This window comes from Arthrobacter sp. SAFR-179 (genome assembly GCF_059414945.1).
The window spans coordinates 342,232-362,359 of sequence record NZ_JBPFDM010000002.1 but is presented as its reverse complement, the minus strand read 5'-3'; the positions used below and the strand labels follow the sequence as shown (position 1 = coordinate 362,359).

Annotated in this window: 22 protein-coding genes and 1 riboswitch; of the genes, 15 read left to right on the top strand and 7 right to left on the bottom strand. The window is 65.6% G+C overall.

What is annotated here, in order from left to right; translation table 11 throughout:
* Window positions 1-27 precede the first annotated feature (27 nt).
* On the bottom strand, window positions 28-861 hold the full coding sequence (locus tag ACR65K_RS06035; protein ID WP_056336495.1) for a LysM peptidoglycan-binding domain-containing protein: 834 nt from the start codon (window positions 859-861) through the stop codon (window positions 28-30).
* A gap of 3 nt (window positions 862-864) precedes the next feature.
* A riboswitch (cyclic di-AMP (ydaO/yuaA leader) is annotated at window positions 865-1,033 on the bottom strand.
* Between the two features lie 259 nt (window positions 1,034-1,292).
* On the opposite strand from ACR65K_RS06035, the gene ACR65K_RS06030 reads away from it, so the two are divergent.
* The 4 genes from ACR65K_RS06030 to ACR65K_RS06015 are packed head-to-tail and all read left to right on the top strand — an operon-like array spanning window position 1,293 to window position 4,020.
* Window positions 1,293-2,630, top strand: coding sequence for an aggregation-promoting factor C-terminal-like domain-containing protein (locus ACR65K_RS06030; protein WP_440151759.1), 1,338 nt, complete (start codon window positions 1,293-1,295; stop codon window positions 2,628-2,630).
* A 21-nt stretch (window positions 2,631-2,651) separates the two neighbouring features.
* On the top strand, window positions 2,652-3,011 hold the full coding sequence (locus ACR65K_RS06025) for a TraR/DksA family transcriptional regulator (protein WP_056336501.1): 360 nt from the start codon (window positions 2,652-2,654) through the stop codon (window positions 3,009-3,011).
* Window positions 2,963-3,538, top strand: a complete 576-nt coding sequence (locus tag ACR65K_RS06020) for a DNA alkylation repair protein (protein WP_440151756.1) — start codon at window positions 2,963-2,965, stop codon at window positions 3,536-3,538. The genes ACR65K_RS06025 and ACR65K_RS06020 overlap by 49 nt, the downstream gene beginning before the upstream one ends.
* 35 nt (window positions 3,539-3,573) lie before the next feature.
* Complete coding sequence (locus ACR65K_RS06015; RefSeq protein ID WP_056336503.1) at window positions 3,574-4,020, top strand: DUF1810 domain-containing protein; 447 nt, start codon at window positions 3,574-3,576, stop codon at window positions 4,018-4,020.
* Window positions 4,021-4,075: 55 nt separating this feature from the next.
* Here ACR65K_RS06015 and ACR65K_RS06010 read toward each other — a convergent pair whose 3' ends face one another.
* Together ACR65K_RS06010 and ACR65K_RS06005 are read right to left on the bottom strand one after the other, a co-directional pair.
* Window positions 4,076-4,969: a glucose 1-dehydrogenase gene (locus ACR65K_RS06010; RefSeq protein WP_056336507.1), complete on the bottom strand. Its 894-nt coding sequence runs from the start codon at window positions 4,967-4,969 to the stop codon at window positions 4,076-4,078.
* Between the two features lie 151 nt (window positions 4,970-5,120).
* Complete coding sequence (locus ACR65K_RS06005) at window positions 5,121-5,627, bottom strand: metallophosphoesterase family protein (RefSeq protein ID WP_440151753.1); 507 nt, start codon at window positions 5,625-5,627, stop codon at window positions 5,121-5,123.
* A 73-nt stretch (window positions 5,628-5,700) separates the two neighbouring features.
* Between ACR65K_RS06005 and ACR65K_RS06000 the strand changes: the two genes are divergently transcribed.
* From ACR65K_RS06000 to ACR65K_RS05990, 3 genes are all read left to right on the top strand, one after another.
* Entirely contained in the window at window positions 5,701-5,892 is a 192-nt protein-coding gene (locus tag ACR65K_RS06000; RefSeq protein WP_440151751.1) for a DUF1918 domain-containing protein, read from the top strand.
* An 88-nt stretch (window positions 5,893-5,980) separates the two neighbouring features.
* Window positions 5,981-6,496 (top strand): NUDIX domain-containing protein, encoded by a 516-nt coding sequence (locus ACR65K_RS05995; RefSeq protein WP_440151750.1) that lies wholly within the window; start codon window positions 5,981-5,983, stop codon window positions 6,494-6,496.
* 353 nt (window positions 6,497-6,849) lie between these two features.
* Window positions 6,850-8,736, top strand: coding sequence for a glycosyltransferase (locus tag ACR65K_RS05990; RefSeq protein WP_440151749.1), 1,887 nt, complete (start codon window positions 6,850-6,852; stop codon window positions 8,734-8,736).
* 46 nt (window positions 8,737-8,782) lie between these two features.
* On the opposite strand, the gene ACR65K_RS05985 is transcribed toward ACR65K_RS05990, so the two are convergent.
* Entirely contained in the window at window positions 8,783-9,460 is a 678-nt protein-coding gene (locus ACR65K_RS05985) for an endonuclease/exonuclease/phosphatase family protein (protein ID WP_056336513.1), read from the bottom strand.
* Window positions 9,461-9,619: 159 nt separating this feature from the next.
* Between ACR65K_RS05985 and ACR65K_RS05980 the strand changes: the two genes are divergently transcribed.
* The 4 genes from ACR65K_RS05980 (at window position 9,620) to ACR65K_RS05965 (ending at window position 13,632) form a co-directional block, all read left to right on the top strand.
* The gene (locus ACR65K_RS05980; protein WP_440151748.1) at window positions 9,620-10,423 is read left to right on the top strand and encodes a thioesterase family protein; all 804 of its coding nucleotides are present in this window, start codon (window positions 9,620-9,622) and stop codon (window positions 10,421-10,423) included.
* A gap of 132 nt (window positions 10,424-10,555) precedes the next feature.
* The gene (locus ACR65K_RS05975) at window positions 10,556-11,098 is read left to right on the top strand and encodes a PadR family transcriptional regulator (protein WP_440151747.1); all 543 of its coding nucleotides are present in this window, start codon (window positions 10,556-10,558) and stop codon (window positions 11,096-11,098) included.
* A gap of 4 nt (window positions 11,099-11,102) precedes the next feature.
* Entirely contained in the window at window positions 11,103-12,815 is a 1,713-nt protein-coding gene (locus ACR65K_RS05970; RefSeq protein WP_440151745.1) for an ABC1 kinase family protein, read from the top strand.
* 67 nt (window positions 12,816-12,882) lie between these two features.
* Entirely contained in the window at window positions 12,883-13,632 is a 750-nt protein-coding gene (locus tag ACR65K_RS05965) for a lipoate--protein ligase family protein (RefSeq protein WP_440151743.1), read from the top strand.
* A 40-nt stretch (window positions 13,633-13,672) separates the two neighbouring features.
* On the opposite strand, the gene ACR65K_RS05960 is transcribed toward ACR65K_RS05965, so the two are convergent.
* On the bottom strand, window positions 13,673-13,930 hold the full coding sequence (locus tag ACR65K_RS05960; protein WP_440151741.1) for a mycoredoxin: 258 nt from the start codon (window positions 13,928-13,930) through the stop codon (window positions 13,673-13,675).
* Window positions 13,931-14,062: 132 nt separating this feature from the next.
* Here ACR65K_RS05960 and ACR65K_RS05955 point away from each other — a divergent pair, with 132 nt between their 5' ends.
* Entirely contained in the window at window positions 14,063-14,824 is a 762-nt protein-coding gene (locus ACR65K_RS05955; RefSeq protein WP_440151739.1) for an SOS response-associated peptidase, read from the top strand.
* A 26-nt stretch (window positions 14,825-14,850) separates the two neighbouring features.
* Here the strand turns inward: ACR65K_RS05955 and ACR65K_RS05950 are convergent, their stop codons facing one another.
* Window positions 14,851-15,273 (bottom strand): VOC family protein, encoded by a 423-nt coding sequence (locus ACR65K_RS05950; RefSeq protein ID WP_440151737.1) that lies wholly within the window; start codon window positions 15,271-15,273, stop codon window positions 14,851-14,853.
* 16 nt (window positions 15,274-15,289) lie between these two features.
* Between ACR65K_RS05950 and ACR65K_RS05945 the strand changes: the two genes are divergently transcribed.
* Window positions 15,290-15,613, top strand: a complete 324-nt coding sequence (locus tag ACR65K_RS05945; protein ID WP_082566821.1) for a chorismate mutase — start codon at window positions 15,290-15,292, stop codon at window positions 15,611-15,613.
* A 26-nt stretch (window positions 15,614-15,639) separates the two neighbouring features.
* Here ACR65K_RS05945 and ACR65K_RS05940 read toward each other — a convergent pair whose 3' ends face one another.
* A complete protein-coding gene (locus tag ACR65K_RS05940) occupies window positions 15,640-16,029 on the bottom strand; it encodes a hypothetical protein (protein WP_056336538.1) in 390 nt (129 codons plus the stop codon).
* A 130-nt stretch (window positions 16,030-16,159) separates the two neighbouring features.
* On the opposite strand from ACR65K_RS05940, the gene ACR65K_RS05935 reads away from it, so the two are divergent.
* Both ACR65K_RS05935 and ACR65K_RS05930 read left to right on the top strand, forming a co-directional pair.
* Entirely contained in the window at window positions 16,160-16,510 is a 351-nt protein-coding gene (locus ACR65K_RS05935; protein ID WP_440151736.1) for a DUF6504 family protein, read from the top strand.
* A gap of 28 nt (window positions 16,511-16,538) precedes the next feature.
* A complete protein-coding gene (locus tag ACR65K_RS05930) occupies window positions 16,539-20,030 on the top strand; it encodes a DNA polymerase III subunit alpha (RefSeq protein WP_440151735.1) in 3,492 nt (1,163 codons plus the stop codon).
* Window positions 20,031-20,128 lie beyond the last annotated feature (98 nt).

Sequence of the window (20,128 nt, the reverse complement as noted above, 5' to 3'; positions counted from 1 at the left end):
TCCGCTGGTTGCGAAGCGCCGCGGAGACTAGGCTACGCGGACTGCGGAGTAGCCGCCGAGCCAGCTGATGGAGTGAACCTCGGTGCTGTAGCCGTTGACGCCGCCGCTGACAACCTGGCCGTCGCCGGCGTAAACGCCCACGTGGCCGGAGGTGATGATCAGGTCACCGGGGGCGGGGGCGCTGACAACAGTGCCGTACTGGAAGAACTGGGTGGGGGCCAGGTCGCCGACGGACTTGCCGACGGAGCGCAGGGCCTTCTCAACCATTGCGGTGCAGTCCTGGCCCACGCCAACCTGGCTGTAAGCGGATGCCAGGATCGCAGCGCCGGTTCCCGTGCCGGTGGAGGCCAGCGGGGTGGCGGAGGCGTAGGACATGTTCATGCCGGTGTTCGCCGGTGCAGTTGCGGCTGCAGCCTGGACCGGAGCTGCGGCAGGAGCCGGAGCCGGTGCTGCGGTGTAGCCTGCACCGGGGATCTGGATCTGGTCACCGGGGTAGATGATTGAGGACAGTCCCAGTCCGTTGGCGGACAGGACGTCATTAAGGCTGACGCCGTAGGCAGCCGCGATGGCCCCGATGGTGTCGCCAGAGACGACGGTGTGGACGTTTCCGGCTGCCGCAACGGGTGCTGCTGCCGGTGCCGAGTACGCCTGGACGCTGGTGTTCTCAGTGGTGTCCGGACCGGTCACACCTGCATGGGCCGGGGCTCCGACGCCGAATGCAATGCCGGACGCTGCAGCAACTGCGAGCGCCGGGCGGCCCAGCGAACGGGCCTGGGTCTTGGCGGTTACGGCGAGGCCCTCGAGCACAATGGAGCGGGCCGGAGTCGCGCGGTGACGGGCAGTAATGGAATTTTTTGACACGGTTGATCGCCTCTCCCATGCCTGCGGGGTGAGCTGTCGGGTTCGGGCTGGAGATGCCCGGCCGGTAGCGGGCTCCGCGGGCGGAGCGCTATCGACTTAACCCCAAGGCCACAAGTGGCCGTGGAAACTTGGTTCCCCCGTCCCTGCCATCGGAAAACGGTTGAATCCCATGATCAGCGGCAGGGCTCGGCATGCTGATGGGAATGTCCCGGCTGAGAGGGACACCCAAAGACCATAACCCGCGCTCACTGTCATTGTCACATTTGAATAACATACGAGGTTTCCCTCTCAATTCAGCAAACGTCTTGATGTACATAGGATCTCGCGGCTGACCTGGGGAGAGATTCGAACCGGGAAACGGCGCCGAAACGGTAACAATACGGCCTCGGACCCCTGCTTTGCCGCGATACCCGGCGGTAAGCTTCGGGACTATGCCCCTGTTCGTTACCAACCGGTCCTTCCCGATATTCGCGGGCCTGATGGCGATCGCCCTGGCCGGCGCCACCGCGTTGCCGGCCGCGGCGGAGGAGCCGCCCGGCGGATATCCCTCCTGGGCCGACGTGCAGCAGGCGCAGTCCTCTGAAGCGGCGAAGGCCGCAGAGATCACCAGCATCAACGGGCTCCTGGATGGACTGCAAGCGCAGTCGGAGGCGGCCGGGGATGCGGCGGTCCGCTCTGCCGCCGATCACGCCGCAGCCGATGCGGAGCTTCAGGCGGCAACAGCCCGGGTGCAGACTCTGTCTGCGCAGGCGGCCCGTGCAGACGACCAACTGGCCCGGTACCGGAAGGATATCGGCGCCCTGGCCGTCCAGTCCTACAAGACCGGCGGGACCAATACCGGATTCTTCGTGGCGCTCGATGCGCTGGGGACCAACAGCGCCCAGGGGCTCAACCTGGTCAAGCTTGTAGGGGACAAGACTGCTGCCTTGGTGAATAAGGCTGCAGCGGCAGGAAAGGTTGCCGCTGCGCTCAGGGAACAGGAACAGGTTGCCAGGGGCGAGCGGGAACGACTGGCCGGGGAGGCGAAGGTTAAATCCGAGGCCGCCCGTTCCGCCCGGGACGCACTGGCACGGCAGGTCACCGAGGAACAGCAGCACAGCGGCGAGTTGACTGCCCAGCTTGCCGCCCTGAAGGGTACGACGGCGGCAGTTGAGGGGGAGTATCGCCAGGGCAAAGCGGCGCTGGCCGCCTACGAGGCGGCCCAGGCGGCCAAGCGCGCCGCCGCGGAGGAGCAGGCCCGCCGCCAGGCCGAAGCTGCCGCCAAGGCCGCAGCGGCTGCCGCCCAGCAGCCCAAGCAGCCGCCGCCCCCCGCCCCAGCCCCGGTCGGGGCCAATCCGGCCCCGGCCGCGCCTGCCAACAATCCAGCTCCTGCCGTTCCGGTTGCGCCGCCACCGCCACCGGCGCCGGCCCTGCCAAGCCCGCCCGCCGTCGTCGTTCCTTCCGTTCCCGGTGGAGCTGTTAACGATCCCGGCGCGGCGAAAAGCTACGCGTCCGGACGCCTTGCTGCCTTTGGGTGGGGCCAGGACCAGTTCCTTTGCCTGGCCCAGCTGTGGAGCAAGGAATCAAACTGGCTGACCACCGCCACCAACGCCTGGTCCGGGGCCTACGGGATTGCCCAGGCGCTGCCGCCGGGCAAGTATGCCAGCGCCGGCAGCGACTGGCTGACCAGCTATCGGACGCAGGTCGATTGGGGCCTGGGCTATATCCGTGACCGCTGTGGTTCGCCCTGCGGGGCTTGGAACCATTCCGTGTCCCTGAATTGGTACTGACTGACGCGCTAGGCTTTCCCCATGCCAGATTTCGAACGGTTTCGTGTGCTGCTCGAAGAGGAGCGGGCGCGGCGGGTGGCGCTGCTGCCCGCCCTGCAGGCGGATATCGCCGCGGCAAATTCGGCCCGCCAGGATTCCAACGTCGACGACGAACATGATCCGGAGGGCGCCACGATCGCCTTCGAACTTTCGCAGGCATCGGCGCTCCTGAAGCAAAGCTCGGCCGGCCTGGTCCAGATTGAAGCGGCCCTGGCAAGGCTGGCCCGGGGAACCTATGGAACCTGCGCCGTCTGCGGGGAACCCATCACCGAAGGAAGGCTGGAGGCGCGGCCATGGACCCCGTTCTGCATCCGGCACGCCTCCTCGGGGCGCGGACGGTGACGGGCGCCGCTGACGTTGTGTCCGCTGCGGCGGACTTTGTTGACCGGACCCTGCAGAACGAGGGCGCCTGGTACCGGGCAGACGACGTCGGAAACCGGCTGGGCGGCGTGCTGGCTTCCTACGGTTCCTCCATTGGGGCCGTCCGCGGCACGGTGCGCGACACCCTGCGCAAGTTCAGGGACCTGGACCACGACGGAACCGTGATGCTCGCCTCCGCCCTGTGGGGGCAGCCCAAGCCAGGATCCCGCCCGGTTTTCGAGCGCCGCCTTGCCGCCGTGGTGCTGCTGCAGACAAAGGTGCGCCTGCTCCGGCATTCGGATCTCACGCGCCTGGAAGGCTTCCTTCGCTCAGCCCAGGCAGCGGAACTCACGGAGCCTCTGCTTTCCGACGTCCTGGTGCCGTTGCTGTCAGGGCTGGGGGAGCGTGAACGGCAGCGGGCCGGCGTTGTGCTGGCACGGTGGCGGGAGGACCCGGACCCCGAACTGCGGGCTGCGGCCGGTGCACTCTCGAAGGAATTGACCCCGTAAAGTGGCCTCTTATCAGGCCAAACAAGGAGATCCACATGAATGAGCCGTTTGACCTTGAGCGCTTTGTTGCCGCCCAAAACGCGGGCGGAGCCTATGAGCAGGCGTTGGGGGAGTTGCAGGTCGGCAGGAAGTCCGGGCACTGGATGTGGTTCATCTTCCCGCAGATTGCCGGGCTGGGGCAGAGTGCCATGTCGCGCAAATACGCCATCTCGTCACTCGCTGAAGCCCGGGCCTACCTGGACCACGAGGTGCTGGGCCCGCGGCTGCTGGAGTGCGCTGTGGTGCTGGCCAACCACGCCGACCAGTCGGCCGAGGACATTTTTGGCGGCATCGACGCGAAGAAACTCCGCTCCTCGATGACACTGTTTCTCCGGGCAGCACCCGGAGAAACAGTGTTCAAGACGGTCCTGGCCCAGTTCTTCAACGGCGAGCCCGACCCCGCCACGGACGATCTCCTGGCGGACCGGGACGCGGCCGGCTGACCGCGCCCGGCTGACCGCGGCCGGCTGACCGCGCCCGGGGATGCCGGGTGGGCTGCTACGGTGTGGGGCTGCCACCGTTGACGTTCAGGGTTTCGCCCACCACGTAGCTGGACTCCGGCGAGGCCAGGAAGACGTAGGCGGGGGCCAGTTCGGCAGGCTGGCCGGCACGGCCCAGCGGCGTGGACTGGCCGAACTCCGGCAGCTGCTCCTTCGGTTGGCCGCTGCTGACCTGCAGGGGCGTCCAGATAGGACCGGGAGCCACGGCGTTCACCCTGATTCCCTTGGGGGCCAGCTGCTGGGCCAGTCCCTTGGTGAAGTTGTTGATGCTCGCCTTGGTGGTGGCATAGTCCACCAGGGTGGGGGACGGGTTGTAGGCCTGGATGGACGTGGTGTTGATGATCGTCGAGCCTGCGGGCATATGCGGCACGGCGGCCTTGGTCACCCAGAACATGGCATAGACATTGGTCTTCAGGGTGTGGTCGAACTGCTCGTCGCTAATGTCCTCCAGGTCCTCCTGGGCCACCTGCTTCCCGGCGTTGTTGACCAGGATGTCCACTCCGCCCAGGACGGCCAGCGCCGTGTCCACCAAATCACGGCACGCAGCGGAGTCCTTGAGGTCGCCCGGCACCTTGACGGCCTTGCGGCCGGCGGCTTCGATGATTCCGGCGATGCGCGAGGCATCCTCCTCTTCCTGCGGCAGGTAGGAAAGGACGACGTCGGCGCCTTCCCGCGCAAAGGCGATCGCCGTCGCAGCCCCGATGCCGGAGTCCGCGCCGGTCACGATGGCGCGGCGGCCTTCCAACCGGCCGGTGCCGCGGTACGTTTCCTCGCCGAGATCAGCCTTGGGCTCCAGCTCGGCATCAAGGCCCGGCTCGGGCTGGTGCTGCTTGGGAGGGGAGATTTTTTCGTAGGCAGTCACGGGATTGCGGAAGGTGTACTGGTCAGTCATGGTGGTCCTCCAGTTCGTGCGGACGCGGGCTGGTTTGTCGCCCCTGATGCTGAAGCAGGCTGCGGTTTCGCCTTTATGGGAACAAAAAGCTAAGCATGCTTACGGTTCCTAGCCTAGGCAAGACTCCGTTTCCTGCCAAGCGGCGGGCGGGTCAGCCGCGCTGGACCTCCACAAGCCGGACCTCCACCAACTGCCCCGCGTCAACCGTGGCCTCCATGTAGGTGCACGCGGGCTGGCGCCTGCGGTCCGTCGGCGAACCCGGGTTCAGCAGACGCAGCCCATTCGGCGCCAACGTGTCCCAGGGAATATGGCTGTGGCCGAACACCAGGACGTCGGCATCCGGGTAGAGCGCCTCGCACCGCAGTTCGCGGCCCTTGGCCGGCCCCGTCTCGTGGACCATCGCGAATCGGACACCGCCGAGGGTGGCGGTGGCGGTTTCGGGCAGGCGGCGGCGCAGTTCGGGGCCGTCATTGTTGCCATAAACGCCCAGGAACCGCCTGCTGCGGCGTTCGAATTCGTCCAGCAGCGATGACTCCACCCAGTCGCCTGCGTGGAACACGGCGTCGGCATTGTCGACGGCGTCCCACACCTGCCCGGGCAGGTTCCGGGCGCGTTTTGGGACATGGGTATCGGCAATCAGGACCAGGTTCAACGCCATAACGGAATCCTGCCACGGGGCCCTGTTCGCGTGCGTTCATGAGTCGTAATCTGGGGGCTTGGAGGTGATTGCCATGGAGGCAGCCCAAGGCGACCGCATCGTGGTGCATGGAAGGACTGTTGGGTCCTCGGACCGGCACGGGGTGATCCTGGAAGTCCGTGGAGAGGGCGGCAGCCCGCCCTACGTTGTCCGCTTTGACGACGGGCACGAAACGGTCATGTACCCCGGCGGCGACTTCGCCGTCGGCCACGGACCCAAGACCTGACGGTCCGGGGTGCAGATGCCGGTGCTTCACGCTTAACCTGCCGGTGCTTCTCTTCACCAGTCCTTGCTTCACCTGTCAGACTGGAGCAATGGATTTCTTCCCGTCCGCCAGTACGTCCTCCACGCCGCCGCCCCGCACCGGTCCCCGCGACCCCGGCGACGCCTGGGTGGAAGGGGAGCGCGGCCGGTACTGGGGCAGGTTCGGCGCAGCCGGCGTCCTGGCCTACGACCCCGCAAAAGGCGTGCTGCTGCAGCACCGTGCCGTCTGGAGCCATAACGGTGGAACCTGGGGCCTGCCGGGCGGGGCGCTGCACGAGGGCGAGGAACCGGTGGACGGCGCCCTCCGCGAAGCCTACGAGGAGGCTGCCGTCCCGTCCGAAAGCGTGGAGGTGCTGTTCACCTCGGTGCTGGATCACGGCTACTGGTCCTACACCACGGTGGTAGTGCGGGTGGAAAAATCCTTCGAACCTGTCATCAGCGATCCTGAAAGCATCGCCCTGCTGTGGATCCCGGTGGCCGAGGTGGATGCCCTGGAGCTGCACCCCGGGTTCGCGGCCTCCTGGCCGGACCTGCTGGCGCGGCTGGATACCGACGCATCCTGGTAGGCAGGCCCTGGCCTTGACCCCTGCGTGAACGTCGGATTGCGGGCAGAGGCCGTTTCCCCCCTACCAGCGGCCCTCAATTCTAGGTAGAGCTGGCGCCAAATTAGGTACCTACTACTGGTGCCCGCCACCTGACCAGCCCGTATGCTCCAAGCTACGGCGAAGTCAAGGCCACTCAATGCTGGGGAGGTGACCGTCCCGCGCCGCAGCAGCCCTGACGTTTCGCATTTTTGGCGCCATGACCCTTTGGCTGAACATAAATCCATGCAACGAAGCAAGGTGGGTGAGCCAGTTGTCCGTTCCTCCCCTGTCACCCAGTGCACCATCAAGACCAGGAGTCCCGGTATACGGGCAGCGTGAGGACCAAGATGACGCGCTCCGCCGGTAGTGCTTTCGCCCGCCTCCGCGGGACCCGGGCCCAGGATGGCGGCCGTGTTCCGGCGCCCCAGTCAGGAGACGCGATAGCCGGCGCGGTCGACGCCCCCGGCCGCGACGAGGGAGGCGTGAGGCCCCGCGACCTGGGATTCGCACTGGCAGGCGCCGTGTCGTTGGTGCTTACCGTGGGGGCGGCTTCCACCGTGTCCGTGCCCGTCACCAGCGATCTCGGCCTCGTTGCCGTGCTGCCCTACCCGTACTGGGTGGGGCTCGCGCTTCTTAACATCACCTTCGTCATGGCATTGCGGGGAGGTGCCGGGGGCCCGGCGAGCCGCCCGGTCATGCTGTGGCTCCTCGCGGTGCTTGTGGTGGAGCTGTTTGGCACCGCAGCATTTGTCACCGACATACCCCGGGGCGAAGTGGCCTTCCGGCACCTTGGGATTGCCGACGCGCTATCGGGCACCAGGGTGATCGACCCGGACATCGACGCGTACTTCAACTGGCCCGGCTTCTTTGCCCTCCTCGCCACGGTCATCAAGGCAACAGGACTCGAACCGGTCAGCATAGCCCTGTGGGCTCCGGTGCTTGACGTAGGTTTGTGGCTCGCGGCCCTGGGGGTCCTTACACGGTCCCTGACCGCTGACCGGCAGCGGCTCTGGCTTGTGCTCTGGCTCTTCTGCCTCGGCAACTGGCAGGACCAGGACTACCTGTCGCCCCAGGCCTTCGCCTTCTTCCTGTACCTGGTCGTGATCGCCCTGCTCGTCGGCCCGTTGGCCGCACATGCCGGCACGTTCCGCGGCTTCCGCCCCTATGAACTCGCGGTTTGGTGGCGGGGGAGGTCACCTCGGGAACACCGGCCACAGCACCGGGTAGCCGCATTCGTCGTCGCCCTCCTGCTTGTCACGGTCATCTCTGCAAGCCACCAACTGACTCCCTTCATGATGCTTATTGCCATGACCGCGGTCAGCCTCAGCGGGCGTCTCTGGACCAGCCGGTTGCCCCTGATCACGGCTGTGGTGCTTGCACTCTGGCTGGTTTACCCCGCCAGTGCCTATCTCATCGGACACCCGCCCCTCGAGGATGCAGGATTCCAGGGCGCGATCGCGGCGAACGTCGTTAACCGCGTGACCGGGACCCCTGGCCACTCGCTGGTGGTGAAGGTCCGGATGATCCTGACCCTCGTACTGTGGGCACTTGCTGCGGCAGGGGCGGTACACGACTGGCGCAGGAAGCGCCTCGACATCCGGGTGGTCCTTCTTGCCGTCACGCCGCTGTTGCTCTTCCCGATGCAGTCATACGGCGGAGAAATGCTTATCCGCGTCTCGTTGTTCGCGCTGCCCTTCATCGCCCTGCAGGCCTCAGTTGTCCTGCTGCCAAAGGACGGCGGCACCCGTCTTCGGTTCCCGGCAGTGATGGGCCTGATTACCACTTTCCTGCTGCTGTCCGTGCTGATCGAGACCAGCAGGTTCGGGAACACAAAGTTCGACATCTTTACCGATAGTGAGACGGCCGCGGTCGCCGAAGTTGAGCGGCTCGCACCGCACGGGGCGGCGATCATTTCCGCTGCCCACCCCACCCCGTGGCGAAGCGACGCCTACCTGGAACACCGGTACCGCACCATGGACGAGTTGTGCCGGCGGGACTTCGCGGCAGCGACGTGCGGTCCAATCTTCTACAACTACGCCCGGCACAACCCTGCAGGTGGCTTCGTGCTGCTCATGCGGTCAACAGAGGCAAGCCTTGAGCTCCAAGGCCAAAGCACACCGGGCAACTATGCGGAACTGGAAGACTGGCTGAAGGCCCAGGACGGCGTGGAGCTCGTCTTCAGCAACGCCGACGCACGCATCTACCGGTTGCCCACGCCGTAACTCCTAACTGCTGAGCATGGGGGTATTCCCGGGGCCGCGTTTCGGGCTAGTAGCCCTCGCCGTACTCGGCGGTCACGAGGATGGGCAGGTGGTCAGAGTTGCCGCGCGGCAGCGTTTCCACGCTGGCGATGTCCAGGCCAAGTGATGTGGCGAAGTCGAAATGGCCTTTGAATACCTTGTACCGCGTGTAGGTCCGCCTGTTGCTGAGCGAGAGGGCATACCCTGAGTTCTTCATGTGCATGTCCAGGTTCTTGGTGAAGAACGGGTAGTTGAAGTCGCCCACCATCAGCGTCATCAGGCCCTTGCCCATGCTCAGCAGTTCGGCGTGCGCTGCATGGATCTGCTTCCTGCGCAGCGAGTTTGATGCCGTCAGCGGCGCTGCGTGGAATGAGCCGATCACCAACTCATGCTGGGTTTCGTTGTCCATGACCCGCGTTCCGATGAGCCGCTCATGGGCCGGGGCCAGGACCCGGTCATGCATGGATTTCTTCAGGGCGAAGGATTGGGTGTCCAGCGCGGTGAAGCGGCTGGTCCGGTAGTAGATGGCAAGCCCCAGCCGGTTGCCCTTGGTGACATCTGCCAAATGCAGGGGGCCAAGGGTCTCCGGAAGGTCACTGGAATCCACTTCCTGGAGGCACAGGGCATCGATGTCATGGTTCCTGGCCAGGGCGAGGAGCTCGCCGCTGGCCTTGTGCTTGCGGAGGTTGTAGCTGATGACGCGCATGGAACCTCTTTTGAGGGTTGCTGACAGGACCAGTTCCTTACTCTAGTCCGATTGCCCGGCTCACCCTCCAACATTTCGTTGCCTGCTGCAGCGCGTCCTCCACAGCCCGCTCGGGATAGAGTTAGTGCCAATTCACTGACTTTCCGTAAGGGGCCAGCCTTGACTGCAGACCTGCCCGAGCTCGCCGAAGGCAATTTCTACTACCAGGAACTCGGCGGTGGCCGGTTCCGGTCCACTATCCATGCCCAGGGTGCCTGGAACGTCCACGAACAGCACATGGCTCCCGCTTCAGGACTTATGGCAGATGTCCTGGAACGGCACCAGCCGCGTGAGGACATGCGGATGGGCCGGATCAGCTACGAAATCCTCGGGCTGATCCCGGGCGGCGAGTTCCGCATCGACACCACCACGCTGCGGCCCGGCAGGACCATCGAGCTGGTGCAGGCGGAGCTGGTGGCTGGGGGCCGGACCGCGATCCGGGCTACAGGGTGGCGGCTGCAGACCAGTGACACTGCGGAGGTGGCCGCCATCGAGGATTCTGCAATACCCGGCCCTGACGAATGCAAGCCCTACGATGGGGCCGCCGTATGGCCCGGAGGCTACATCCGGTCCCTTGAGATGCGGGTGGCCGAAGGGCACAGGCCGGGGGCCGGAAAAGTGTGGCTCCGTACCGACCACCCCCTCACCGACCGTGCGGACAGCGGGGACTTCGCGCGGCTCATGGGCCTCGTGGACACCGCGAACGGTATCGCCGCCCGCGTGCCGCCGGGCAAGGACAGCTACTCGTTCCCCAACCTGGACCTGCAGATCCACATGTACCGCCGGCCGGAGGGCGAATGGCTGGGACTGGATAACGCGGTGTCGTTTGGCCGCGACGGAATCGGTCTCACGTCCACCGTCCTGCACGACCGGCAGGGCCCGTTCGGGCGGGCTGAACAGATCCTGACGCTGCGCAGGTCCTGACGCTGCATCACTCCCGACGCTGCGCAGATCCTGCCACTGCCGCCGCCTGTGCCGTTGTCCCAGGCTATGGCGCGCGGCATATATCGCTGAGTATCGTTGTATATCGTTCGCGATCGGCAAAGGAGTTCAATCATGCGTGCTTCACACCCTGTGGGGGGATTCGGCGGGAACAACCTCGATGGCATGTGGCAGGCCGTTGAGGAGCTGCGCTCCCGGTTTGAGAAGCGGGTTGGAACCCGTGCCGGGAAAGGCGAGGTGCGGGCAGCGGTGCTGGCCCTCCTTGCGGAACGGCCGATGCATGGCTACCAGATCATCCGGGAGATCGAGGAGCGCAGCGGCGGCAGCTGGAAGCCGAGCGCAGGTTCGGTCTATCCCACGCTGCAGCTGCTGGCCGATGAAGGATCCATCAGCGCCGAGGAATCCAACGGGCGGAAGATCTATTCGTTGACCGAAGCCGGCCGCGAGGAGGTGGCGGCCCAGCATGGATCTGCGCCTTGGGACCCCGTGGCTGGCATGGGCAGCGGCGGAATCGGTTCCCTCCCCAAGGCCGGGATTGAACTGGCGCAGGCGGCTGCGCAGGTAGGTCGGACAGGCTCACCCGAACAGGTGCAGCAGGCAGCGGCGGTATTGGACGAGGCCCGCCGCCGGCTCTACTCCATCCTCGCCCAGGACTGACCGGGTGTCCCCGGTCGTCCATGCCAGGGCAGACCCGCCATCCGCTGTGCGGGAGCACCGCGGGCGCTACCGGCGGATCCTGCGCTTCGCCGCCGCGAACCTTGCTGCCACGTGGTGGTTCGAGCTGTTCCTGCCGCGGATCGGTCTTGGCGGGGTCGCCGCCCGGACGCGTTCGCGGCGGATGCAGCGCTTTGCGCGGCGGTTCCATGACCTGGCCGTGGAGCTCGGCGGCCTGATGATCAAGGTGGGCCAGTTCCTGTCCTCCAGGCTTGACGTCCTGCCTCCGGAGATCACGAAGGAGCTCGAAGGGCTGCAGGATGAAGTGCCGCCGGTAGCCTTCCCGGGAATCGCTGCCCTGGCCGCAGGGGAACTGGGCGCGTCCCCGGACCGGGTGTTCGCCTCGGTGGACGAGTCGCCGATTGCAGCCGCTTCGCTGGGCCAGGCCCACCGGGCGCGCTTGAACGCCCTGGACGCCGGGGACACGGGACTGGACGCCGTGGTCCTGAAGGTGCAGCGTCCGGGCATCGGTGCCATTGTCGACGTCGACCTGGCCGCGCTGCGGAAGGTGGCCGGGTGGCTAAGCCACATCCGGCTGGTCTCCCGCCGCGCCGACATGCGCGCGCTGGTGGAGGAATTCGCGCAGATCAGCCTGCAGGAGGTTGATTACCTGCACGAGGCAGTCAACGCCGAGCGCTTCGCGGCCGATTTTGCCGGCGATGAGCGGGTGGCTGTACCTGAAGTTGTCTGGGAACGGACAACCCGCCGCGTGCTGACACTCGAGGACGTTACGGCCATCAAAATCACCGATGTCCGCGCACTCCGCGCTGCCGGCATCGATCCCGCCGCGGTTGCCCCGGTGTTTGCCGCCATTATGTTTGACCAGCTGTTCACCAACGGCTTCTTCCATGCCGACCCGCACCCGGGGAACATTTTCGTCACCCCGGCCCCTGCGGGCGCAGGCGGACTTCCCTGGAAACTGACGTTCATCGACTTCGGCATGATGGGGGAGGTTACTGCCTCCACACGCAGCGGCCTGCGGAAGCTCCTGATCGCCGCAGCCGCCCGCGACGGCAAGGGACTGGTGGCGGCGATCAACGACGTGGGCGTCCTGATGCCCTCAGCGGACAGCGTGGGCCTGGAACGCGCCATGACCCAGCTTTTTGCCCGCTTCGGCGGGATGGGCTTTGCCGAGCTCCGCGAAGTTGACCCCCGGGAGTTCCGCGATTTCGCGGTGGAGTTCGGTGATGTGGTCCGCTCGCTGCCGTTCCAGCTGCCGGAGAATTTCCTGCTGATCATCCGCGCCATGTCCCTGACATCCGGGGTGTGCAGCGCCCTGGACGAACGCTTCAACCTTTGGGACTCGGTGGAACCCTATGCGGCGCAGCTGCTGCGCACCGAGCGCGGCAACCTTGTCCAGGACGTGGCCAGGCAGGCGGTGGACGCCGCCGGCGTGGCTCTCCGCCTGCCAGGCCGGCTGGATGCCCTGGCCGGCCGGCTTGAGGAGGGTTCGCTGCAGGTGGCAGTTCCGCGGCTGGAGCGGCAGGCAGCGCGGCTGGAACGGGCGGGAAGGCGGATCGGCTCCGCCGTGGTTTTCGGTGGCCTGCTGGTGGCCGGCGCCATTGTGCGCGCCGACGACCTGGCGTTCGGCAACGTGCTGATGGCCACGTCATCCCTTCCGCTGCTGCACGCCCTGTGGGCGGGGCGCCGGGGGCGTTAAGGCCGCTGCCGCCGTCGGGCGTAACCTAAGGAAGGCCCGTCCACCCTCAACCCAGGAGCTTTCCAAGATGCACCCCACCGGTACTGGACTCCGCACGCTCACCGTGGTGCGCCAGGACGTGTCCCTTGGCGCGGGACGGGACCTCGAATTCGGCCTGGAACTGTTGGCCCGGGCCAGGAACGGCGGCATTGGCCCCACCCTGCGGCTGTACCGCCCCGCTCCCACCGTTGCGTTCGGGCAACGGGACACCCGCCTGCCAGGCTTCGACGCGGCAGCGCGGGCCTGCCGGGACAACGGCTTCGAACCCCTGGTCCGGCGGGCAGGCGGCCGTGCGGCCGCATACCACCAGGGCACCCTGGTGGTGGACCACATCGAACCGGACGCGGACGCCGTCGCCGGTTCCAAAACCCGGTTCGGCTACTTCGGTGAGCTGTTCGCGCAGGCGCTGCGGAGTGTCGGGGTGCAGGCAGCGGTGGGCGAGATCCCGGGGGAGTACTGTCCCGGTGAATACAGCGTGCATGGAACGGATCCGGCGGACAACTCCCGGCGGGTGAAACTGGTGGGCACGGCGCAGCGAGTGGTTTCCGGCGGCTGGCTCTTCAGCTCAGTTGTTGTGGTGGAGGATTCAGCCCCGATCCGCAAGGTGCTTACCGACACCTATGCTGCACTCGGCCTGGACTGGGATCCTGCCACCGCCGGCGCCGCCAACGACCTGGTCCCCGGCCTGGACGTGGCAGCCGTGGAGCAGGCCCTGCTGGAAACATATGCGGGCCATGCCACCCTGGAAGCTGCTTCGTTCAGCAGCCTGGGGGCATGACCCGCACTGGGTTGCGGCGATGCCGCGGGTTAATGGGCGGTCAGGCAGCCAGGCGGCTCTTGACCTCGGCGGCCGACGGGTTGGTGGCCGCGGAACCGTCAGGGAACAGCACCGTGGGAACCGTGCGGTTGCCGCCGTTCAGCTGCTCCACGAGGTCGGCGGTGCCGTCCACCTCTTCGATGTTGATTTCCGTGTAGCCGATGCCCTGCGCGTCCAGCTGCTTCTTCAGCCGGTTGCAGTAGCCGCACCAGGTGGTGGAGAACATGGTGATGGTGCCGGATTCGGGAGTGAAGTCCACAGGGATCTCCTAAACGTCGTTTGAAAGGTTTCCTTCCCGTCAACCGTAGCGCGGCCGGCAGTATTCCCCGGTGTTGAAGGCCCGCAGTGGCGTTGGATGACAGTACGTGGTGGGCGGTGGCAAGCTGGTGCCATGTGTGGACGCTACGTAATGGCACGTGCCGTGGGGGACCTCCTGGCCGAATTCGATGCCGAGCTGGAGAACGAGGTCACCATTCCGCCGTCGTGGAATGTGGCCCCGACCGACGCCGTGCCGATCGTGCTGGAACGCCTGGTGGAAGACACTGCCGCGCCCCGGCAGGTACGACAGCTGCACGTGGCACGCTGGGGCCTTGTCCCGTCCTGGGCCAAGGATCCCGGCATCGGCTCCCGCATGATCAACGCCCGGAGTGAATCTGTGCTTGAAAAGCCGGCGTTCCGGAAGGCGGTCCAGTCCCGGCGCTGCGCGGTCCCGGCTGATGGCTATTACGAATGGAAGCAGGGTCCGGGAAAGTCCAAGCAGCCCTACTACGTGCACCCGGGCAAGGACCACGGGGTGGTCTTCGCGGGTCTTTACGAGTGGTGGAAGGATCCGTCCGTTCCCGAAGGGGAGCCGGGCCGCTGGCTGCTCTCAACGTCCATCCTCACGGCAGACACACCGCCGCCGGGCTCGGAGTCCACCATCTTTGGGAAGCTGACGGAGCTGCATGACCGTGTCCCCCTGCCCATGGACAGGGACACGATGAAAGCCTGGCTGGACCCGCAGGCGGATGACGCCGCCGGGCTCGTGGACCTGGTGCGGTCCGGGGTCAAGAATGCGGCCGCCGACTGGACGGTGGATTCCGTCGGCAAGGAAGTGGGCAATGTTCGGAACAACGGCCCGGAACTGATCCGCCCGGTGGAAGCCCTGTTCTAGCAGCCGCCGCCATGGTGCGGCAGGCCTCACACGGTGACCCGGCCGGCGTCGTCCACTCCCCAAGTGGGGTTGTACGCCACCTCCCAGCGGAATCCGTCGGGGTCGGCGAAGTAGCCTGTGTAGCCGCCCCATGGCTTGGTGACCGGTTCAGCAATGATGGCCGCGCCTGCCGCCGCAGCCTCCGCCATGACTCTGTCCACCTTTTCGGGGCTTTGCACGTTGTGGCTGAGCGTGATGGAGGGGACGCCTGCGGGCGGGCCGGTGACTGCTTCGGCCTGCATCTGGCGTACGTCCCAGAGGGAGAGCACCAGGCCGTTATTCACCTGGATGAACAGCACCTCCCCGGCAACCTCCCGGTGGACCGGCCAGCCGAGGCCGTCAACGTAGAAGGCGCGCGATTCCGGAACATTGCGGACTCCGAGGGAGATAAAGTCGACTCTGGGCTCCATGCTTCGATACTGTCAGATGATGGCGACAATTCAAGGAAACGATAGGGATGCCCGGGCCGACAAGGAACAGCTCGCTGCCGTTCGGGTTGCCGTTGACGAGGTGGATGAACAGATTGTCACCCTGATCGCCCGCCGCGAACGGCTGATCAGGATCGCCGGGACGCTCAAGGGCGACGACGCCGAGGTGCGTGCCCCGGGCCGGGTGGAGCGGATCATTGAACATGTCCGGTCCGCCGCGGAGAAAAAGGACATCGATCCGGACATCGTCGAATCAACCTACCGGGCGATGATCTCCGCGTTCATTGAACTTGAACTGCGGATCCACAACAAAAACAGCTGATGTACAGGATGCGGTGGAGGGAGCCCCTAAAGGGTTTCCTCCACCGGCACCCCGTGCTGGAACTCCCGTCCGTCCGCCTCGCTGAAGGCTGACAGGACATGCCCCTGCCCGAGCCCGTTCAGGGCGGTGAGGGGAAAGCTTCCGGTGATGCTGTTTTCCGAGTGGGACACTCCGGACAGGTCGTAGTCTTCCTCGATTCCCTGGTCCCGGTTGAACGAGTAGCAGGCAATTGCCTCCCCGTTCATGAATTCAATGCACAGCCGGCGTTGCATTGAATAGTCGGGCGAGGCTCCCATCAGGCCCACCACGTAGGCGCCGGAATCCGGAATGGCGCCGTCGATATCGAACCGTGCAACGAGGGTGGAGTCCTGCGTCTTGATGCTTGCCTGCTTCAGGAGTGCGTCATCGGTACTCATGCCATCATCCTGCTACCTGCCGCACGCTCCGTCCACCCCCGCCTATGTTTTGCCGGCCTCCCGGCGTAGACTGGATTTATTCGAATACATATTCGAATACATGTCAGGTAGTTCGGTCAGGGAGGCGCGCATGGGCATGTTCAGCGAGTCCGTTGACGTGGTGTGTTCTGCTGCCGGACAGCCTGAATCCTTGACCTGGTCAGGAAAGGCGTACCTCGTCTGCGCCGAACCCGTCCGGTGGTATGAACGCCGGCAATGGTGGGCGGAGGACAGCCGGGCTCCGCTGGGAAGCGGACCAGGCGTAGTGGACCACGAAATCTGGCGGGTCCAGGTGCAGCCTGCCCCGGTGGCATCCCGTTCAGCAGGGCCGGGGGAACCTGGCGGCTCGGATCCGCTCACCCTTGACCTGACCCGCCATATCCGCAGTGGCCGTTGGCGGCTGCTGCGGATCCATGACGCTCTTCGCCCTAAAACAGCATGACCATAGAACAGTCTGAACCTCGAACAGCATGAGCTTTACCCACCTCCACGTTTCCACGGCATTCAGCGCCCACTACGGCGTCTCCTGGCCTGAAGAGCTGGCAATGGCGGCCGCGGCAGACGGCGCTACTGCCCTTGCCTGCACCGACCGGGACGGACTGTACGGCACCATCAAGCACCTCAAGGCATGCATGGCGGCGGGCATCGACCCCATTGTGGGGGTGGACCTTGCGGTTTTTGACGACGACGGCGATCACCGCACGCAGGTAGCCGGCAGGGTGGTGGTGCTTGCGCGCGGCAACAATCATGGTGTCGGGTACCGTGCGCTGTGCCGGCTGGTGTCCGATGCCCATGCCAGGACCTCGGGCAAAGCCGGAGGCGCCGTGCCGGCCGCCGTCACCCGGGGCGAACTCGCTTCCCGCACCCTTGACCCCCAAACCCTCAAGCCGGTGCTGACCGTCCTGATTGGGCCGGATTCCGACGTCGGACGGGCCATGGGAGGCCGGCGCTACATTCGTCCCCGGACCCTGTTCAAGCAATGGCTCGATGCCATGCCCGAAGGAACTGTGGTGGCGGAGATCGTCTCCCAGCTCAGCGCTCCGGGGACTCCGTTCAGCACCGCTCATGCGGTCCGCATGCTCAGGCTCGCCGAGGAACACCATGTACCCGCAATCCTCACCAACGCGGTCAGGTACTGCGCCGCGGACGGCGCACCAACCGCCGATGTCCTGGACTCTGCCCGGACGCTGAAGTCCCTTCCCGAACTGGCAGGGGAACCGCTTCTGCAGCCTACCGGGCAGGGCTGGCTGAAAACCCCGGAACAGATGCTGGGGCTGGGAAAGGAAATCATTTCCGCTGCCGGGTATGGTGCCGCCGACCTCAAACAGCTGATGGCGCAGACAGAAGCGCTCGCCGACCTCTGCCGGATAGACCCCACCACTGATATGGGCTGGAAGCAACCCGTGGTTCCTGAAGCCTCTGTGATTGGCATCAGCCAGGATCCACACTCTGAACTGATCCAGCGCTGCCATGCAGGGATCGGCAGGCGTTTCCCGGGAATCACCGGCAAGCGGGAACAGGAGATGCTGTCCCGGCTGGAGCATGAGCTTGGCATCATCAACAACCTCGGTTTTTCCTCCTATTTCCTGACGGTGGCGGAGGTGTCCCGGATGATCCAGGACATGGGGGTCAGGGCGGCTGCCAGGGGATCCGGTGCCTCCAGTCTGGTCAACTACCTGATCGAGGTCAGCCATGTGAATCCCCTCCAGCACGACCTGATTTTTGAACGGTTCCTGTCCAACGACCGTGCCACGCTGCCGGACATCGACATTGATGTTGAGAGCGCCGAACGCCACAACGTGTACCGCAGGATTTTTGACCGGTTCGGTTCAGAGCGGGTCACCCTGATGAGCATGCAAAACGGATACCGGGCGCGGGGGGCGGTCCGCGACGCCGGGCTGGCGCTGGGCATGGACGACGGCGAGGTGGGGGAGATCGCCAAGCAGTTGTGGCGCTTTTCCGCCCGGAAGTTCCGTGAAGCCCTGCAGGAAAAACCCGAACTCCGTGAGTTCGCCGGCAGGGTGGAGCAGCGCGACACTGACGGGAACCAGCAGCTTGACCTGCTGGTGGACCTCACCGAACGCCTGGACCGGCTGCCCCGCCACATCTCCATGCACCCGTGCGGGGTGATCCTGGGCGATGCCACGCTCCTGGACCGCACCCCGGTCCAGCCAAGCGGCCTCGGGCTGCCCATGAGCCAGTTCGACAAACACGACATGGACCCCATGGGCATGCTCAAACTCGATGTCCTGGGCGTGCGCATGCAAAGCGCCATGGCCTTCGCGGTCCGTGAGATCATCCGCATCCATCCCAGCAAGGAAGAGGTGGTGGCAGCGGGAAAGCATCCGGCAGGGCCTGACGGCACAGGCCCTGACTACATCGCCGGGGACGGCCGGATCGACCTCAACGCCGTCCCCCTCGACGACGAACCCACTTATGAACTGATCAGAAGCACACATACCCTTGGCTGCTTCCAGATTGAATCCCCGGGGCAGCGGGAACTGATTGGGAAGATGGCGCCCCGGGAGTTCAACGACCTCATCATCGATATTTCGCTGTTCCGTCCCGGACCCATGAAATCCGACATGGTGCGGCCCTTCCTGGAACACCGGCACGGGTTCGCCCCCGAGGTCTATCCCCACCCGGACCTTAAACCGGTGCTGCAGGAAACCCATGGCGTCACGGTGTTCCACGAACAGATCCTGAAGACCCTCGACATCATGACCGGATGCGGGCTGGCCAAGGCCGACGAGTTCCGCAGGGCGTTGAGCAACGAGACCGGTGAAGCGCAGGTGGAGGAGTACTTCCGGCGGAACGCCAAGGCCAGGGGGTACACCCCTGAGGTGGTGGACAAGGTCTGGGGGACTTTGAAGTCCTTTGCCAGTTTCGGTTTCTGCAAAGCCCACGGGGCAGCATTCGCCGTCCCCACCTACCAGTCCGCATGGCTGAAGACACACCACCCTGAAGCGTTCCTTGCCGGCTTGTGGGAGCACGATCCCGGGATGTATCCCAAGAGGCTGCTGGTGGCCGAAGCCCGCCGGCTGGGCATTCCCATCCTTCCCCTGGACATCAACCGGAGCAAAGCCGAATACCGGGTGGAGCGGATCGGGTCCGGCCGGGACGCCGGCAGGCTCGGGATCCGGCTCAGCCTGAACGGGATCTACGGGCTGTCGGCTGCCGAATTGAAGCGGACAGTCGCCGGCCAGCCGTATGACTCACTGGCGGACCTCCGCGCGCGCTCGCGGCTCAGCAAGCCAAGCATCCGGCGGCTCGCGCAGCTTGGAGCCTTTGATGCCCTGCACAAGGAAGCAGGGGGAGTGGCAAACCGGGCTGACCTGGTTCACCACCTGCAGCAGCTCCAGTCGGCCAACGGCGCCCGTAAAGGGGTGGACGTGCTGGAAGGGCAATTGTCCCTTCCCTTGGGCGATATAGAACTGCGCAACATCAAGCCCGGGCTCCCAGCCCCAACGCTGGTGGAAAACGTCCGGGCAGAACTTGACCTCATGGCCGTGGATGTCAGCACGCACTTGATGGACAGCCACCGGCCCCTGCTGGACAGGATGGGCGTCACCACTTCCGATAAACTCCTCAGCCTTCGCAATGGGACAGAAGTGCTGGTGGCAGGAGTGCGGGTGGCCACCCAGACTCCGCCCATGCGTGGCGGCAGGAGGGTGGTGTTCATCAGCATCGACGACGGCACGGGCTGCGTCGATTCCGTCTTCTTCCATGAAGCCCAGGAAAGTGCCGGGCCGCTCCTGTTTGGAACCCGCCTGTTGTTGATCCGGGGCACCACCCGAAGGACCGGCCCCCGGGGGATCAGCCTGAGTGCAAGCATGGCCTGGGACCTGAGCCGGACGGAGACATTGCCCTTCCCGGAAGCCACACCGGCCGCTGCCCAGGACGTCCCTCATCCCCTGGACGGCATCAGCAGGACACTGGCCATCACCGGTTTTAACGGCTAACGGTGCTGTGTGCCGCGTTGGTCGGCCCTTACCTGAACCGATAGCATTGACGGTGGCTGGCTGTGGTCCCCGTATGCCACAAGCTATGAAGCCTTAAC